This window comes from Vibrio ezurae NBRC 102218 (assembly GCF_000467185.1).
In the GTDB taxonomy this organism is placed as follows: Bacteria; Pseudomonadota; Gammaproteobacteria; order Enterobacterales; family Vibrionaceae; genus Vibrio; species Vibrio ezurae.
The window spans coordinates 134275-152269 of sequence record NZ_BATM01000008.1 but is presented as its reverse complement, the minus strand read 5'-3'; the positions used below and the strand labels follow the sequence as shown (position 1 = coordinate 152269).

The following is a 17995-nucleotide window of genomic DNA, read 5'->3' as shown; positions in this document are numbered from 1 at the left end:
AAGATGTGTCACTTTTAATATGAACTTTTATTTATAACCACAAGTTAGGACTGATAATGAATTGTATTTTATGCCTCATCAGCCCTATGTTACCTTGATCACTCTTAAGCTAAAGCAGCGGTTACTTTCGGTATAAGGAAATAATGATTAGCACTTCAAAAGACACTCACAACGCAAAAAACGTTATCAACAAATTGATTACCACTTTCTCATTTGGTGCATTTTCACTTGATTACGTTGGTGCTTATTGATGCGCATTTTATTGTTAACAGGCCTTGCGATGATTGCCTTTGCCGCCAACTCTTTGCTGTCTCGACTGGCTCTTATTGACGGCGCAGCGTCAGCGCAAGTCTTTACCTTAGTTCGCATCATGTCTGGCGCTGTGACCTTGAGTGTAATATTACTCTGCACTCAAGGCGTTAAAGGATTTTATCAACAGTGGTCCTTGGGAATATGGTCTGGAGTGTGCTTATTTCTTTACGCTTTGCTGTTTTCCGTAGCGTATACCTCTCTCACTACAGGTACCGGAGCTTTAATTTTATTTGGCGCGGTGCAGTTTTCGTTATTAGGCGCACATTTATTTCGCGGACATCGTTTTAGCTCAATAGAATGGCTTGGAATTTTGCTCTCTTTTTCTGGGTTCGTGTGGTTAGTCAACCCTTCTGCGGTAGGCTTTAGTTTTTGGCCGGTATTAAGCATGTTGTTGTCAGGGATAAGTTGGGCTGGATTCACCTTATTAGGTCAACGTGCCAATGCTGCGCTTCCTGCGACTACCAAAGGGTTTATCATTGCATCGATCATCTCTCTGAGCCTGATTCCTTGGCTACTTTCACCCGATAATCTAATCCCCCAAGGTCTACTGTATGGTGTGATATCTGGTGCACTCACCTCTGGCGTCGGCTATGTACTCTGGTACGCCGTAGTGCCGAAAATGAGCTTACTGAATGCCTCGTTATCTCAATTAACGGTACCGGCAATTGCTTTGCTAATGGGCGTAGTTTTTCTTAACGAAACACTCACATTGAGCGGACTGATGAGTATGATGCTGATCCTTGGCGGAATCGCACTGACTTTATATAAAAAATCCGCAAAGACAAATAACGCCAGCAGTTAAGGATGCAATGAGGTAACTGATAAACCTATAAAACAGCTTATAAAACATTCTATTTGAGTTGTGATGTATAATTTTCTAAACGGAGTGTATGTATTTATTGACACTTGTTTAATGTGTGATATTTATAAGTGATATTTAAAAATATTCACTAGGTAAATAAGCAAATGGAAAACACTACTCTTCCGTCTAGTTCTCCTTCTCGATTAGGAACGCTAGCCCGCTCGTTGGGTCCCGGTATCATGGCCGCCGCCGCTGCTGTCGGCGGTTCTCACTTAGTTGCATCCACCAAAGCCGGTGCGATTTACGGCTGGCAACTGGCTATTTTGATCTTGCTTGTTAACCTTTTAAAATACCCATTTTTTAAAGCAGGCGTTCAATATACCGTTGGCACAAAGACTAGCTTAGTTGAAGGCTATTTTAATTTGGGCAAACCTTACCTTATTTTATTTGCCCTATTGAGTGTGATCTCTTCTGTGGTCAACACCGCCGCTCTGCTAATGTTTAGCGCCAGTTTATTGGCCTATTTCATTCCATTTGACCTGTCGATGACCACATTGTCGATCATAGTGTTAGTCACTTGTTTAAGCATTTTATTTGTCGGGCACTACAAAGCATTAGACGCCTTATCAAAAATCATCATGGTGGTATTAACTATCACCACCTTAATTGCAGTGGCGATAGCGTTTGGTAATCCTGTAACGCCAGAACCAGACTTTGTATCACCCTCGCCTTGGACGCTTGCCGCAATTGGTTTTATTGTCGTGACTATGGGTTGGATGCCCGCCCCTATCGAAATATCGAGCCTAACGTCAATGTGGCTAAAAAGTCAGTGCAGAGATCAAGAGGTGACGCCAAAATCGGCGCTATTTGACTTTAATGTGGGTTATATTGGAACAGCAATCTTAGCCTTAGTGTTTGTCTCTTTAGGCGCGCTATTGCTACATGGCTCAGGTGTTGAACTGCAAGCTTCTGGAGTTGGTTTTTCTCATCAGCTAATTGGCCTGTACGCTTCTACCATTGGCGAATGGTCGCGCTACTTGGTGGCAGTGATAGCCTTCTTCTGTATCTTTGGCAGTACCATCACAGTGATTGACGGCTATTCACGCGTTATTACTGAATCTCAACGATTGCTACGTAAAAACCAAACCATTCACCCAATGACCAATCAAGTTTGGATGTTTGTCGTGTCACTATTGGCTCTGTTTATCGTGGTCTTTTTGGCCAAAGCACTGCTACCAATGCTGAACTTTGCAATGGTACTGGCCTTTATTACAACGCCATTTTTTGCCCTGCTGAACTTTATTTTGGTTACACGCACTCCCCTACCTGCTGAGCTTGCGGTAGGACCAAAACTGAAAGCACTGTCCATTGTTGGACTTATCTATTTGTTTGGTTTCTTGGCTCTATTTGTATGGTGGAAGTGGTTTATGTAAACCATTCTGCTGATAGCAAAAATGGAATCATCGCAATCAAGGCATTGCGCTTTGGTGTTGGTAATATTAAAGGGGCGCATTGAGCCCCTTTTTTATGCGAGTTAGGTTTTAAATTTGTGCTTTTTGTTTGTAATCAGGGAGTGTTGGTGAACTTATTGATGCCCCTCTCCTTGCTAGGGGTAAAATATTATGCAAAAACAAAGACCTGACCCCGTAGATATTACTTCAACCCTTTGACTAATTTGTTGAGGACTGAGTGTGGCAGGTAACTCCGCTCGAATGCCATTGCCAAAGGTTAAGATCACACACGTCGAGCTATCTTTAGCAGGCTCAGTAACGACAATCGGCTGTACTTCAGTTTGAGGCTCTGGCTGGTTTAGTTTTTTCGCCCAATAGTAAAAGGTTTGATAGCTAATACTGTTATCAATGCAAAACTGTTTGATGCTTAAGCCGCTGCGCTGTTGCTTCTCAATAATGGTTGTCCAATACGCCCGTTTATCTTGTTGATTCATAGTACCTCCTTAGAAAGAGATACTATGGCAGACAATCAGTTAGCTTGGTACGTGGGGTTAATTAACCGTTTACGATTAATGGCATGAGAAGATCATTCAATACACAAGCCCGAAACAAAGCGACTATGGAAAATACCCTTGGGAAAGGGGTCACCCAACGCACTAAGGAAGAGTGGCAAGAGCAAAATGCTGAAGCTCTCACTGCTTGTAACGAGCTAACCCGAAGGCATGGTTTATTTTCTGATTCTCACCGCGTGTTCTAGTGTCACAATGTGAGTTAGAAAAAGACTGGCCGACCGTTCTTGAACGCAATGTAATACCCACCTCGACAATACAGCCCGACTGCATATTTATGGGCTGGTATGTCATGCTAGCTCCCAACGCGAACCAATCTATTATCACTTAACCTAGTAGCACTATATGCTCTATTTTGACGGGTTGTTCAACTTTCCGGAACAGTGGGTTATGTGCTACTAAGATTCTGTTTTTCAAAATATGCCAAAGCCTCTTCTGGAGTATCTGCATTAATCTCAGATTTTAGTATGTACCCTTTTAAGAAAAGTTTATTCAAATCATCTCTTGCTGTTAACTTGGTAGAATCAACAACAACTAACGAGATTCCTTTTTGTAGAATTTGGAATCGAGTTGGGTCTGCAAATTTTTTGCTAGTATTCGCATTGTTCACATAAATTTTGTATTTCTTGTCGCCAATAAACCCTAAGAAAGATGTACACAATAGTGCTAGGTGAATAAAAAACTGTTCAGTTGGAATTCGTTGAGTAAAAATGACAGCTAAACTCAAACAAAAGATTAAAACAGAAGTGAGTTTTACCCCTTTAGCCTTATTTATCAGTATTCTATACGCGGGAAGTATGAATGCTGTGGGTATGATTAGTGAGAACAGTAATAGCGTTGCTTCTTGACCTTCAAACTTAGATGCCAAGAAAAGTAAAGTGATCGCCATAACACAGCCGAAAATCAACCATATTGTAGCGGCAATCTTGGCAAGAATAGGTTTTGGGGTCATATTTCATTCCTCTAAAGTGTAATTTTATTTTACCCATAATTAATTTAAACTTCCAAGGGTTCACGTAAGGGATATAATATTTCTACGACTATCTATCCATGGTGTTTATTGATGCTATAAAGTTGAGGGTATAGTTACGCAGTAGTACTTAGTTGTCTTTGTCCCTCAGGGGACTGTAACCCACTAACGTAAACTAGGGTGCTATTTAGGACGTGGACTTATTTCTTGTCAGAATTTAACATCTGGTTTGACAATTATGACAGACTTAATAAGTCAACGAAAAGTGTAAAGGTTGAGTTCAATTTACGCATGTGATAGAAATTTTTTTGCGAATAGTAAAAAGTGAATTTTCGATACGATTAAAGAACTAATATACTTCTGATTTTTTAATTTAGTGGCGCAATATGGGTGTTGGTCGGTGTTGTAATAGTGTAGTGTTAGCTTAAAATATGGTAAGCGAGTCATAAACCCCGCATTCTAATCTCCTAAAACGAATAATAAGATCAAGTCTCCAACTATGAGGAGATTTGAAATGGGTATACGACGCACCACCCAAGAATGGCAAACGCTTATCGAGCAATCTGAATCTAGCTCATTGTCTACACTTGCATTTTGTAAGCTCAAGGAAGTCAATCCTTCAACGTTTTATGCCAAACGTAAACAACTCAACAAAACTGAGGTTTATCAAGGCTTCGTTAGAGCTGAAGTCGTCGAAAAGACGACGAAGTATCAAGCTCAAATTGCAACGGCTAACATGACACTGCTTGTCAATGATGTTGAGCTGAGCATTCCGCAAGGCACGCCAGTGGCCTATCTCGCAGAGCTTATCGGTGCGTTATCATGAAACGTATGCTCAGCGCACCAGAGGTTTACCTGTATCGTGAGAGTGTCGATTTTAGAAAGTCCATTAACGGTCTCGCTGCGATTATTGAAAATGACACCGACTTATTTTTGGGGAGTGGTGCACTGTTCCTGTTCACCAACAAACAGCGCGATAAAATCAAAGTATTGTACTGGGATAAAACAGGCTTTGCTCTTTGGTATAAACGCCTCGAAAAAGCCAAGTACAAGTGGCCTACACAAGAGAAAAATGAGGTGTTTACCCTCACTCAATTCGAGCTTGATAGACTGCTTTCTGGCTTCACGATTATCGGCCATAAACCCGTTAAAATAAACAATTTCACAATGACTTAAACGATAATAAAGCCTTATCCACCAAGCATTAACGGCATAATTTTAGTATAATAAATGCCATGAAAAAGACGCCAAATATCAACCCTGAAAGTCAAGATGTTGCCGAGCTACAAGCGATGGTGAAAGCACTGATGGCGTCAAAAACCCAATTGAAACAAGAGCGTCAATCGCTACTTGAACAACTCAAACTTGCCTTCGACCGCCAGTTCGCTAAACGCTCGGAGGCGTTAAAGCCTTACGATGAATCTCAAGGTGACCTCTTCAACGAAGTGGAATGTGAAGCCGCTAAGGAAGAAGAGGTTGAGGTCACGACGACCACCACAACGAAGAAGCGCGGTAAACGCAAACCACTTCCAAAGACCTTGCCCCGTGAGGTTATCGAACTTGATTTAGACGACCATGAAAAGCAATGCGCTTGCTGTAATCATGACCTTCATAAAATCGGTGAAGACCGCAGTGAGAAACTAGAGTTTACGCCAGCGGTACTTAAAGTGTTGGAATATGTTCGTCCTAAGTATGCTTGCTGTCAGTGTGAGCAAACAGAAGAAAAAAGCCACATCGTTCAAAAGCCAGCGCCACAAAGCATTATCCCTAAGAGCTTCGCGACAGAAAGCTTGCTCGCCAACATCATCCTTGGCAAATATCAATACGCAATGCCATTATATCGACAAGAGTCGTTGTTTACCCAATCGGGTATAGAACTATCACGCACCACCATAGCAAGGTGGATTATCCAAGTCAGTGAGAAGTTCGCTCCACTTTACGCAGCCTTGAAAACGCACCTACTAGAGCAAGCAGTGGTTCAGGCGGATGAAACGCCACTCAATGTTCTCAAGGAAGATAAGCAGTGTTACATGTGGCTCTACTGGTCAGGCGCAGACTCCCCAGATGCCACACTCCCCAACGTGAAGAATATCGCCTTGTACGACTACCAAAACAGTCGCGCGAGGGCGTGTCCTGTTGCTTTCTTGGGTAACTTTAATGGCTATCTGCAAACCGATGGCTATGCGGCCTATGACGGTCTTCACCAAGTGACCAATGTTGGCTGCTTGGCGCATGCAAGGCGTAAGTTCATGGATGCGAAGAAGCTTCAAGGCAAAGGTAAGTCAGGCAAAGCAGATAAAGCGTTGGCCAAAATCCAAAAGCTCTATGGGATAGAATCACGCTTAAAAGGTGCGTCTGTTGAAACACGAAGAGCAGAGCGTCAGCGGCATGCCAAGCCGATACTGGATGAACTGTACGAGTGGATGACGACCCAGCAAATGATAAGCTCTAGCCCATTAGGCAAAGCGATAAAATACACGCTCGGGCAATGGCCGAAGCTGATCCGCTACATCGATGACGGTCACTTATCGATAGACAATAACCGTGCTGAACGCGCAATTAAACCGCTGGTCATTGGCCGAAAAAATTGGTTATTCTCGAGCACGGTAAATGGTGCTGACGCTAGCGCAATGCTTTACAGTATCGTCGAAACGGCAAAAGCTAATGGGTTTATCCTCTATGACTATATGGTCAAGTGCATGAAAGAGTTGGCGAAAGCAGAGCCAGATATCGATGCGCTCCTACCTTGGAACTTCAAGCACTAGTAATATTGCCCCGTGGGTTCATGGGGCGCATACAGTTTTCAATATCATCAGAAGACGACCTAAAATACGTCCTATTTGGTATCGACGAGCGTTATTATACGACTAAGCTTGGAAACGAGAAGCGCCTTGCAAACTCTGTGATATCGATGGCTTCATAAACCTACAAGCAATTTAAGAAGGATTCACAACGCTTGGCCCTTTTGCTTCTTCTTCAAATTTAGTGTTTATGACACAGTGTTTTAGGTTGGGTGATAGCGTTGTTCACCCCTTAATTGGGCGTTGATGTCTCATACCTAAGCAAATCCGTTATATCCTAATTTAGTAATATACCTGACACATAATTGTCCAATACTGTGTTGAAGCTTTGTGTCGAAAAATACGCATAAAACAAATAAAAAACGCCTCAATGACTCTAGTGTGACTTTGCATTAAGGCGTTTTATGCGCTTGCAAGGTTAAAGCGCAATAGCTTGCATCACGATTTTTCTGTCCCATCCTAAATAAGAGAATAAAAACCTATCTATATACCTTTATGGTACTGCTGATTAACCGTTGGTGTTAACGCCCGATGGACATTACCCACTGCCCCCTCTTCACTCTGCTTGAGTGCCTCTAAGAAGAGTTCGATTAACTGCCCTTTTGACACTGCCACTTGCGTTTCAGTTTGAATGTCTCGAAGATCAATCATCACATCGGTCAGCAAGTTAGGGAAATCTGCAAGTATTTCTAAGTTCAGCACATTGTGCTCACTGTAGATGCTGTTGTGACTGCCTTTATGCTTTTGAATGACATACGGATTATCTTTTAGATTGATAATTGAAGTGCGTTTTTCACAGCGTTTTAAGCAGCCTTTATTCACTTTGATTTTCTTACAACCTTCGGTTTGTTGGAACAAACACTGACGACTGGTTAGTAAAGTATTTGGGTGATAAATGCTGTAGAAGGTTCTGAAGTTTTGTGGACGCTTTAACTGACGGATTTGCACTTTGCTCAATTCGTTAGAGATGAAGGCACCACTTGCGCCAAATTCTTGTTGCTGACAATGCATCGCAAATGAGTTTGAGGTATTCATGTGCGGGCCTGCCACCCATACTAAATTCATCTGCTGCGCTTGATACGCCACACCTGCATTGTTGGTGATTAACATTTCAGGGCGCACAGCCGCTAAAAACTCTATTGATGCGGAGAAATCCTCACCAATCAAAATGGCAGGGAAACAAGGTTTAAGCTGTGGGTGCTCAGTAAAGAGTGTGATAAGTTTCGCCAGCTCTGCCTTTACGCCCATTGGCATTTGGTAATACACGTCCACATCGGAATGAGACAATAAACTCACATCTTCTGGCGATGAAATTAGCACTGAAAGGTGCGCTACTGAGTTCTCTGGCTGATGATGAGACAAAGTTAAAATCTTCGAGGTATCAATACCACTTTTTAATGTTGAACCATGTCCAGTTTCGGCGGTCACATCAAAGTCAGCGGTTGCCTTAGCCACATGCTCAATGATTTGCGTTTTATCGTCGTAAAGCTTGGTTTTAACGCTGTTGACCTGCTCTTCTGAGGTGCATTGATACACTTTAGAAAAATGCGTGACTGCATTATCTCTTGGGTTATCAATGAACATGTTTTTGCCAAAGTTACCCTGCAAAAAGCCGTTCGAGAAATCGCGGTTAAATACGGTATACAGCTCAGTTTTATCGGTTAATAGCGGCTCACCATCGCAAAATCTGTCTATTTGCTTGCGCCAATTATCCACCACAGTAAACACATAGTGAGATTTTTTAATGCGCCCTTCTACTTTCAATGAATACACACCGGCATCAACCAGTGCTTCGAGATCGCCAAAGGCAGAGTTATCTTTTAAGTTTAACGGGTAATGGCTGCCCATTTCTGTCGTTTGATACTGATCGCGACAAGGCTGACTGCATCGACCTCGGTTGCCAGATGCGCCGTTTCTTGCAGAACTGATATAGCACAATCCAGAAAAGCCAATGCAGTAGGAGCCATGCACAAACACTTCCATCAATACATCGTGCTGCAAACCAAATTGCGCAAGGTGCTTAATCTCGGTGATATTAAGCTCGCGCGAAAGGTTGACGCGACTGGCCCCCAACTGATTGAGGAACAGTATTTGTCCTTCGTTGTGCGTATTTAACTGTGTAGAAGCATGTACATCTAGCTCGGGAAAATGATGTTTAAGCAGGTAGGCCAAACCTAAATCTTGCACAATAACGCCATCTACTTTGGTCGTGTTCAACTGACTTAATAGACGCACGATAGCAGGTAACTCGCTCTCTAATATCAATACATTAAGCGTGACAAAGATTTTACATTGATGTTGATGCGCCAGTTCAATGACACCGTTTAAGTTATCCAATGTTAAGTTGGTTGCTCTATTACGAGCATTAAACCTATCTAAGCCACAATAGATCGCGTCTGCACCCGCAGCGATTGCAGCTTTAATTGAATCTAAGTCACCACCTGGTGCCAATAGTTCGAACTGTTCTCTTTTCACACTGTATCCCCGAGAAAATTAGGCGCACATCTTACGTTATATCACTCAAAAAGTAACCTCAGGTCATAGATTTCTCATTTCTGATACAGCAACTCAATCAGCGTAAGCTGGAATGACTTTTACAAGCCAGTGATAATCATGGCATTATAGGCGCCTTGCTCACTTGTAGTACAAAACCACAATTTTGAGCCTTTCCCGTCACACTTAACATTTTGCAGGCATTTATGGGACTTTTCGATCAGCTCGCTTTTTCTATCTCGGTCACAGGGCCAATCTGTTTAATCTTAGTTATGGGTGTTGTCCTAAAAAAGACATCGGTGATTAATGACGTCTTTATACAAAGTGCGTCCAATCTGGTGTTTAAAGTTACCCTGCCTACTATGCTATTTCTTAGCCTTGTAGAAGCGGATCACGACTTTGCCACCAGCGCTTCGTTAGTGGGCTTTACTGTAGGCAGCAGCTTACTGTTTTTTGCATTTTGTACTGCATTAATTGGTGTGATATTAAAGGGAAACAAAGACAACGGCGTGACCATACAAGGAGCGTTTCGTTCTAACACTGGGATCATTGCCCTTGCCTACGTCGCCAATATTTACGGCAGTGATGGGGTGGCTACCGCCGCAATTTATGTAGCTGCTACCACCTTGCTTTATAATGTTTTGGCCGTGGTATCGTTAACACCTAAAGGGGAACAATCAGGCAGTAGTGCGTTAAAAGCCATGAGCAAAAGTATTACTAGCAACCCTCTGATCATCTCAATCATTGCCGGATTACTGTATTCAACACTTGGCTTACCTATCCCAAAAATTGCCTCAGACGCCGGTCACTACTTTGCTAGTATGACCTTGCCTCTTGCTCTGCTGTGTACGGGTGGCTCACTGGATCTTAAATCACTGCGAGCAGAAACGTTCGCCACTTGGCTAGCGACAATAATTAAACTGGTTGTCGCACCAATATTCAGCTGTTTATTGGCTTATGCTCTAGGGTTTCGCGCCGAAGCGCTAGGAATCATCTTCTTTATGACCGCAGCGCCAACCGCCGCCGCCAGTTATATTATGGCTCGCTCAATGGGCGGAAACTCAACTCTGGCAGCCAATATTATCGCTCTAACCACTATCTTATCGGTTATTACCACCACTATTGGTTTGGTGATTCTAAACAGTATGAATTTACTGTATTAACCGCGAGAACTTCAAACAGTACTTAGACGAACAAAGGTCGCAGCTTATGCGACCTTTGTTTCTTTTCCCATCCAATAAAATTCTCATTCGCTTATCACGTTCAGTTTGATTGATTGCATTAATCACTTTGCAGTTATTGCTGCGCCTTTAAGCCCTTTTTAAAACTCTGCATAAACGTCTTAAAGTGAGGCATGAACTCAGAAAACAGCGTGTGTTTTCGATTCACCATCATCACAGGCCCAAGCAATCTCAGCGCAACCCCTACTCTTGTTGCCTCTTCAGCCGTTAAGTCGGTACCTTTATTAACCATAGCCACAACGTTAAACATATCTTCTCGATCTTCGAATTCAAATTGCAATTTTTGTACTTCGCCTTCTGCGGTAGTTTCTTCAATAGTTACGCTGTAGTGATGATCTTTTCTTACTTTGCGAATCATAGATGACCCCTTTGAATTAAGTTGACAATGACAACTATAATTAAAGTAGTTGATTTGGTCAACTTAATTATCGCTGACGCCGTAACGCATGCTCTTATCAAATAGCAAAAACACTATGGATCCCAACATCACCCCAGAATATCCAACTAATATTTATATTCACCCAAGGGTCTGTGTTAAGGTGCACCCTCACTTTTACTGAGTCACCCACTCCATTAGGAATTATTTTGACTAATAACGATATTTTACGCCGTATTCGCTACACTTTTGACCTTAAAGACGCTGACATGATTAATGTATTTGCTGCCGCTGATCTTGAGGTGACGCGATCTCAAGTGAGTAACTGGCTGAAGAGAGAGGAAGACGAACAGTTTTGTAAGATCATCGACAAAGAATTAGCTATTTTCCTCAACGGGTTTATCAATATCAAACGCGGTAAACGTGAAGGCGAGCAACCTAAGCCTGAGTCTCGTTTAACCAACAATATGATTTTCATGAAACTGCGCATTGCGTTAAACATGAAAGCTGAAGACATTTTAGACACGCTAAAAGTGGCCGACTTAAATGTCAGCAAACATGAGCTAAGTGCATTTTTCCGTAAGCCTGAAAACAAGCACTACCGTGAGTGTAAAGACCAAATTCTGCGTAACTTTTTAACGGGTGTACAACTGCAACTTCGCCCAACAGATACGCAAAACGATTAATTGACAAACACAAATAAGACCATGACTATGCCGCACTCCAATTTACCCTTTTGCTCTGAAATTAACGCTCTTTTGGCCACCCATTTTAAGACGTTAACCGAAGTTCAAAAACTGACTATTCCTGCCATATTGGAAAAACAAGATGTGTTAGCAATCGCACAAACAGGCAGTGGTAAAACTTTGGCGTACGGCCTTGCTTTGCTTGAGCAAGTGCGACTAAGCCCTTGTACAACACAAGCCATCGTATTAGTGCCAACGCGAGAACTGGCTCAGCAAGTCTGTGAATCTTTATTGCCCTACGCCAACACGATAGACGTTACAGCTATCTCGCTTTGTGGGGGCGTCGATAAAGAGATGCAAAAGCAGACGCTCTTATTATCACCGGAAATTTTAGTGGCAACGCCTGGACGTCTGCTGGATTTGCTACAAGAAAAAGCCATTGATGTAAGCCGTTTACACAGCCTTGTGTTGGATGAAGCTGACCGATTATTGGATATGGGCTTTTGGCCTGATATTCAAAAAATAGTCACATTGTTGCCGCAGAAACGTCAAACTTCCATGTTGTCTGCCACCTTCTCAAGCGAGCTACAACAAAAAGCTTCGCAACTGCTTAACGCACCAAAGCATATTCAAACAACGGTGACAAACAGCCTAGTTGAAGGTATTGAAGAAACACTCTATCTCGTCAATAAAGGCAGTAAAGCCAATGCGCTGATTTCTGAGTTGAAGAAACATCAGTGGTCGCAAGTACTGGTGTTTATTGGCGCGAAAGACAACGCTGACGCATTGTGCAAAAAACTGAATAAAGCCGGTATTGTAGCGGCGGCGTTACATGGCAATAAATCTCAGCAAGAACGTGAAATAACGCTAGAGCAGTTTAAACAAAAGCAGGTCAATGTGCTTATCGCCACTGATCTTCTCGCTCGGGGTATTCATATTGAACACCTACCTGTGGTGATTAACGTAGAACTGCCATCACACGCCGAAGCGTATGTGCATCGCATTGGACGTACCGCTAGAGCGGGTGAGAAAGGCATTGCCCTATCATTGGTGTGTCATGGCGAGACTGAGTATTTAAGTGCGATTCGTCAATTAACACAGCGAGAACTCGCGTTGCAAGAGCTTGAGGGTTTCCCTGTCACGGATAAGCCTTCCTCTGGACAAAGTAAACGTGCTCCTAGAGATAAAAAAGCCAATCGTCGAACTCAAGCCAAAAAAAGTATTAAACAGTTTAAGAGTAAGCCAAAACGTTAACATACTCGCTCGCCTAAGCGGTGAACGTTACAACGCCAAACCACAAAAAACGCCAAGCTAAAATGCTTGGCGTTTGTGTTTAAAGCGCGTATTAAAACTGATGCAACGACTTCTTTTGTACTATGGGTTTGTCATCTCTTAACAGACGCATTCCCTTAAACATGCGCACAAACCAAATCACAATGGCAATCGCTGATATCACGCCCCCAATAATAGGAATAAAGTAGGCGATCTCTTCAATTGCGCTGTTTTTGATCCAATAGTCATTAACGCCAATCAATACGCCATTTGAGGTAGCAATAGTGACAATAAGCACCACAAAGAAAGTCAGAAACAAGAAAAAGCTTCGTATCAAACCGTAGTAGTGCGAGTTGACAACCTCACCATCCTCATCTTTATCTAAACGGTAACCCGCATAAACAATAGCGATAACACCTGAGAGCATTAAGGTAAACGGGGTTAAAAAACTGCCAATGTAAGCATACCAAATTCCTTTATGATGTTTATTCATTGCTGACCCCATCTTTGTTACTTCTGCCTTTCACTGGAGCTTCTTCTAATTGATCTTTGACTTCCTCATACCATTGATCGTGATGCTCTTTCGCCCAAGTTTCATCAACTTTACCCGTGACCATTCCTTCAAGCGCGCCTTCCATACCCACTAAACCAATATAGATATGGAAAACAAAACCACAAATCAAAATCAATGCCGAAATCATATGCACTAAATTGGCAATTTCCATATCACGGCGCGTTTGATCGAATATTGGAAAATCCAAAATAACGCCACTGGTAGCCGCCACTGCGCCAAAGACAATCAACAGCCAATAGATGGCTTTTTCACCACCATTAGAAAAGCCTGCTGATGGATGTGAACCTTTGTGTTTTCCTACCATGCCGCCGAGCTTCATAAACCATTGCACATCGGTTTTCGTAAACAGGGACTTTCTCCACCATTTTAATAGGATAAAGATAAGCAAAATATAGAAAATCGGACCAATATAGTTGTGATACTGCTTCGCAGTATAAATCACTAAGCCCCAAATATCCGTTGGGATATAAGGTTTTAAAAAGTGTTTACCATACACCAGCATCAAGCCACTAAATGCTAAGGTTAAAAAGGTAAATGCCATTGTCCAGTGTAACGCACGATCCATGCGACTCCAGCGTGTCAGCTTTCGTCCTGTTCGTGGCTTACTGAGCATTAATGGTCCAACTAAAAAGTAAGCTAATACCACCATCATGATGCTACCAAAGATCGCTACTGCGGCCGCCGGAGACATCCACTTCTCTTTTAGAATGAACCACGTTTGGCCGGGTACACTGATCAAAACGCCGTGCTCAGGAGAGGCCGAAGTGGTCGTGCCCTCTACCCCACCTTTGACCTCACGCCAGTAATCAGCACCGGCCAGTTGTACCATCTCTTTTTGTGCCGTGTCGTTATGTTTTTGCTCGGCATACGTTGGCATGCTAAACATCATCAAGATACTGGCTAGCATCACTAACAAGGTCACAGTCGATTGTTTCGCAAACTGCATTCGATTGCTCCTTTTGCTAGCTCTTAGTTGCATCAAACGCTATATCTTCACCATCGCTCCAACCTGCACCTTTTGCGCCGCGCTCAACCACACGTTGACGGAAGATATCAGAAACCACTTCTGCATCACCAGCCAACAAGGCTTTGGTCGAACACAACTCAGCACACATAGGAAGCTTGCCTTCAGCAATACGGTTACTACCATATTTTGCTAGCTCTTCCTCTGAACCATTTTCGGTTTCAAGGCCACCAGCACAGAATGTACACTTGTCCATCTTGCCTCTTTCACCGAAGGCAGAAGTGTGTGGAAATTGGGGCGCGCCAAATGGGCAAGCAAATAAACAGTAGCCACAACCAATACACAGATCTTTATTGTGCAGCACGATCCCCTCTGCGGTGTACTCAAAGCAATCTGCCGGACACACCGCTTTACACGGCGCATCGGTACAGTGCATACACGCAACAGAAATAGAGCTTTCACCTACTTCACCGTCATTGAGAGTGACCACACGGCGGCGTTGAATGCCCCACTCAAGGGCATCATCGTTTTCGTTTTTACATGCAGTGACACAGCCGTTACATTCGATACAACGCTTGGTATCACAGAGAAATTTCATTCTAGCCATAATTTAGGTTTCCTTACGCTTTTCGAATATTACACAGAGTAACTTTGGTTTCTTGCATCTGTGTAACTGGGTCATAACCATAAGTGGTTGCCGTGTTGGCAGCTTCACCAATGACATAAGGAACAGTGCCCTCAGGATAACGCTCAGTTAAGTCTTCACCTTGGAACTTGCCACCGAAGTGGAAAGGCATAAAGGCAATACCTGGGCTGACGCGACGCGTTACCATCGCTTTCACATGCACGCGACCTTTCTCCGCACCTTCAACCCACACCATCTCACCATCTTTGATGCCAAGATCATTGGCATCCTTTGGATTGATTTCGACAAACATTTCACGTTGCAGCTCAGCAAGCCATGGGCTAGAACGGGTTTCTTCACCCCCTCCCTCGTATTCCACTAAGCGCCCACTGGTCAGAATAATTGGGTATTCTTTCGATTTGTCGACGTCTTGAATACTCTTATATAAGGTAGGTAAGCGATAAATAGATTCACTGTCATCCCACGTAGGGTACTCTTTAACCAAATCACGACGCGGTGTATACAATGGCTCTCTATGCAGTGGAACTCGATCAGGGAATGTCCAGACAATCGCACGCGCTTTGGCGTTTCCGTAAGGTATACAGCCATGCTTAATGGCCACGCGCTGAATACCGCCAGAAAGGTCAGTTTTCCAGTTTTTGCCTTCTGCGGCGACTTTTTCTTCAGCCGTAAGGTCGTCCCACCAGCCTAAACTTTTTAGTAACTTATCACTAAATTCTGGGAAACCATCTTCCAGCTCACACCCTTTAGAGTAGCTATCTTCAGCAAGCAAGTTCTCACCTTCGAATTCCACCCCAAAACGAGCACGGAAGTTACCGCCACCTTGTGCAACGGGTTTGGAAGTGTCATACAAAATATGCGTCCCCGGATGTTTCATCTCCGGCGTCCCCCAACATGGCCAAGGTAGGCCATAGGTTTCACCATTCACAGGGCCACCCTCAGCGGATAACGTTGTTTTGTGGAAAGTGTGCCAGTTTTTCTGGTGCTCTTTAATACGCTCAGGACTTTGACCGCTGTAGCCTATCGTCCACATGCCCTTATTAAATTCACGTGTGACATCTTCGATAACGGGTTGATTATTTTCCACGGCGATGTGCTTAAACATCTGCTCCGAATAACCCAACTTTTTGGTCAATAAATACATGATTTCGTGATCAGGCTTTGACTCAAACAAAGGTTCAACAACTTGATCGCGCCATTGCAAAGAGCGGTTTGAGGCCGTGACTGAACCATGGGTTTCAAATTGAGTCGTCGCCGGAAGAAGGTAGACACCATCAGTACGATCATTCATTACCGCAGCCACCGTTGGGTACGGATCAACAATCACCATCATCTCTAGCTTTTGCATCGCCTTACGGATTTCTGTACCGCGAGTTTGCGAGTTCACCGCGTGTCCCCAGTAGAACATAGCGCGGATATTATCGTTTTGTTCGATGTTTTGTTTGTCTTCGAGTACACCATCGACCCAACGAGATACAGGAATACCCATGTTGTTCATCGGTTGCTTACCGCGGTACTTAGTTTGATCGAAACGATCTTGAACCCACTGGTAATCCAAATCCCACACCGATGACCAATGCTTCCAAGCCCCCGGAGCTAAGCCGTAGTAACCCGGTAGCGTGTGTGATAATACGCCAAGGTCAGTTGCGCCCTGTACATTATCGTGACCACGGAAGATGTTAGCACCGCCTCCCGATTTGCCCATATTGCCAAGTGCAAGCTCTAATACGCAGTACGCACGCGTGTTATTGTTTCCGGTGGTGTGCTGGGTTCCGCCCATACACCAAACAATACAGCCTGGTCGGTTGTCCGAAAGCATCTTCGCCGTTTTGTACATTTCATCTTTAGACGCACCGGTCACGTGCTCAACTTTATCTGGCGTCCATTTCGCCACTTCTTGACGAATTTCATCCATGCCAAATACACGCTGGCGGATAAATTCTTTGTCTTCCCACTGGTTTTCAAAAATATGCCATAGCAAGCCCCAGATAAAGGCCACATCGGTACCCGGACGCAACGCGATATAATGGTCAGACTTAGCCGCAGTTCGGGTGCGTCTTGGGTCCGCCACCACAATCTTACAGCTGTTCTTTTCTTTCGCGATCAAGATGTGTTGCATGGCAACCGGATGAGCTTCAGCAGGGTTCGAGCCAATGAACAACATCGATTTACAGTTATGCATGTCATTGAAGGAATTGGTCATCGCACCGTAGCCCCAAGTATTGGCTACGCCAGATACGGTCGTGGAGTGACAAATACGAGCTTGGTGATCGACGTTATTTGTACCCCACAACGACGCCATCTTTCTAAACATATAGGCTTGTTCGTTATTGTGCTTGGCACTGCCAAGCCAATACACTGAATCAGGCCCTGATTCTTGGCGAATTTTCAGGGCATTGTCGCCAATTTCGTTTATCGCTTGTTCCCAAGTGAGCTTTTTCCACTTTCCGCCTTCTAGCTTCATTGGGTATTTAAGACGTTTCTCTCCTCGCCCATGCTCACGCAAAGCTGCGCCTTTTGCACAGTGACCGCCAAGGTTAAAGGGATGATCAAAAGCGGGTTCTTGGCCTGTCCAAACACCATTTTGTACTTCGGCATAAATGCCACAGCCCACAGAGCAGTGGGAACAAATGGTGCGTTTTATTTCTACGTTAGCGTCGCTAGCTTCTGGCTGAGCTTGCGCTTTTCTCATCATGCCTGGTGCCAGCAATCCTGCACCCACCACCACCGCGCCGCCTGCCGCCAGTGATGAATTACGCATAAAGGTACGACGGCTAATACCAAATTTTTTATTCGGACTTGAGGTCGTTTCTGAGCGTTTAGTCAATTTCATAGTGA

The 17995-nt window shown here is 43.7% G+C and carries 17 protein-coding genes; 9 read left to right on the top strand and 8 right to left on the bottom strand.

Features of this window, described 5'->3' with window-relative positions:
* Positions 1-250: 250 nt before the first annotated feature.
* Positions 251-1114, top strand: coding sequence for a DMT family transporter (locus VEZ01S_RS04435; protein WP_021712810.1), 864 nt, complete (start codon positions 251-253; stop codon positions 1112-1114).
* Between the two features lie 164 nt (positions 1115-1278).
* Positions 1279-2547 (top strand): NRAMP family divalent metal transporter, encoded by a 1269-nt coding sequence (locus VEZ01S_RS04430; RefSeq protein WP_021712809.1) that lies wholly within the window; start codon positions 1279-1281, stop codon positions 2545-2547.
* Between the two features lie 173 nt (positions 2548-2720).
* Here VEZ01S_RS04430 and tnpA (VEZ01S_RS04425) read toward each other — a convergent pair whose 3' ends face one another.
* Positions 2721-3059, bottom strand: coding sequence for an IS66 family insertion sequence element accessory protein TnpA (gene tnpA, locus VEZ01S_RS04425; RefSeq protein WP_021712808.1), 339 nt, complete (start codon positions 3057-3059; stop codon positions 2721-2723).
* An 83-nt stretch (positions 3060-3142) separates the two neighbouring features.
* Between tnpA (VEZ01S_RS04425) and VEZ01S_RS04420 the strand changes: the two genes are divergently transcribed.
* Positions 3143-3322 (top strand): type II toxin-antitoxin system CcdA family antitoxin, encoded by a 180-nt coding sequence (locus VEZ01S_RS04420; protein ID WP_021712807.1) that lies wholly within the window; start codon positions 3143-3145, stop codon positions 3320-3322.
* Between the two features lie 200 nt (positions 3323-3522).
* Here the strand turns inward: VEZ01S_RS04420 and VEZ01S_RS04415 are convergent, their stop codons facing one another.
* The gene (locus tag VEZ01S_RS04415; protein ID WP_021712806.1) at positions 3523-4086 is read right to left on the bottom strand and encodes a hypothetical protein; all 564 of its coding nucleotides are present in this window, start codon (positions 4084-4086) and stop codon (positions 3523-3525) included.
* 532 nt (positions 4087-4618) lie between these two features.
* On the opposite strand from VEZ01S_RS04415, the gene tnpA (VEZ01S_RS04410) reads away from it, so the two are divergent.
* The 3 genes from tnpA (VEZ01S_RS04410) to tnpC are packed head-to-tail and all read left to right on the top strand — an operon-like array spanning position 4619 to position 6869.
* On the top strand, positions 4619-4930 hold the full coding sequence (tnpA, locus tag VEZ01S_RS04410; RefSeq protein ID WP_021712805.1) for an IS66 family insertion sequence element accessory protein TnpA: 312 nt from the start codon (positions 4619-4621) through the stop codon (positions 4928-4930).
* On the top strand, positions 4927-5280 hold the full coding sequence (gene tnpB / locus VEZ01S_RS04405) for an IS66 family insertion sequence element accessory protein TnpB (protein ID WP_021712804.1): 354 nt from the start codon (positions 4927-4929) through the stop codon (positions 5278-5280). The genes tnpA (VEZ01S_RS04410) and tnpB overlap by 4 nt, the downstream gene beginning before the upstream one ends.
* Positions 5281-5339: 59 nt before the next feature.
* Positions 5340-6869, top strand: coding sequence for an IS66 family transposase (gene tnpC / locus VEZ01S_RS04400; RefSeq protein ID WP_021712803.1), 1530 nt, complete (start codon positions 5340-5342; stop codon positions 6867-6869).
* A 519-nt stretch (positions 6870-7388) separates the two neighbouring features.
* Here tnpC and VEZ01S_RS04395 read toward each other — a convergent pair.
* Complete coding sequence (locus tag VEZ01S_RS04395) at positions 7389-9380, bottom strand: peptidase U32 family protein (protein WP_021712802.1); 1992 nt, start codon at positions 9378-9380, stop codon at positions 7389-7391.
* 224 nt (positions 9381-9604) lie between these two features.
* On the opposite strand from VEZ01S_RS04395, the gene VEZ01S_RS04390 reads away from it, so the two are divergent.
* A complete protein-coding gene (locus VEZ01S_RS04390; protein WP_021712801.1) occupies positions 9605-10561 on the top strand; it encodes an AEC family transporter in 957 nt (318 codons plus the stop codon).
* 133 nt (positions 10562-10694) lie between these two features.
* Here VEZ01S_RS04390 and VEZ01S_RS04385 read toward each other — a convergent pair whose 3' ends face one another.
* Positions 10695-10997, bottom strand: coding sequence for a DUF3861 domain-containing protein (locus VEZ01S_RS04385; RefSeq protein ID WP_021712800.1), 303 nt, complete (start codon positions 10995-10997; stop codon positions 10695-10697).
* 227 nt (positions 10998-11224) lie between these two features.
* On the opposite strand from VEZ01S_RS04385, the gene VEZ01S_RS04380 reads away from it, so the two are divergent.
* Together VEZ01S_RS04380 and VEZ01S_RS04375 are read left to right on the top strand one after the other, a co-directional pair.
* The gene (locus VEZ01S_RS04380; protein WP_021712799.1) at positions 11225-11701 is read left to right on the top strand and encodes a YehS family protein; all 477 of its coding nucleotides are present in this window, start codon (positions 11225-11227) and stop codon (positions 11699-11701) included.
* A 27-nt stretch (positions 11702-11728) separates the two neighbouring features.
* On the top strand, positions 11729-12955 hold the full coding sequence (locus VEZ01S_RS04375) for a DEAD/DEAH box helicase (protein WP_021712798.1): 1227 nt from the start codon (positions 11729-11731) through the stop codon (positions 12953-12955).
* Positions 12956-13046: 91 nt separating this feature from the next.
* On the opposite strand, the gene VEZ01S_RS04370 is transcribed toward VEZ01S_RS04375, so the two are convergent.
* Genes VEZ01S_RS04370 through VEZ01S_RS04355 form a run of 4 tightly spaced genes read right to left on the bottom strand, consistent with a single transcriptional unit; the run spans position 13047 to position 17990 of the window.
* Positions 13047-13466 (bottom strand): hypothetical protein, encoded by a 420-nt coding sequence (locus VEZ01S_RS04370; RefSeq protein WP_021712797.1) that lies wholly within the window; start codon positions 13464-13466, stop codon positions 13047-13049.
* Positions 13459-14454: a formate dehydrogenase subunit gamma gene (locus VEZ01S_RS04365; protein WP_439654001.1), complete on the bottom strand. Its 996-nt coding sequence runs from the start codon at positions 14452-14454 to the stop codon at positions 13459-13461. Before VEZ01S_RS04365 ends, VEZ01S_RS04370 begins: the two co-directional genes overlap by 8 nt.
* Before the next feature lie 55 nt (positions 14455-14509).
* Positions 14510-15118: a formate dehydrogenase FDH3 subunit beta gene (fdh3B, locus tag VEZ01S_RS04360; protein ID WP_021712795.1), complete on the bottom strand. Its 609-nt coding sequence runs from the start codon at positions 15116-15118 to the stop codon at positions 14510-14512.
* A 13-nt stretch (positions 15119-15131) separates the two neighbouring features.
* Positions 15132-17990 carry a formate dehydrogenase subunit alpha gene (locus tag VEZ01S_RS04355; RefSeq protein ID WP_021712794.1) on the bottom strand — a complete coding sequence of 953 codons (2859 nt, stop codon included), beginning with the start codon at positions 17988-17990 and terminating at the stop codon, positions 15132-15134.
* Positions 17991-17995: the final 5 nt, after the last annotated feature.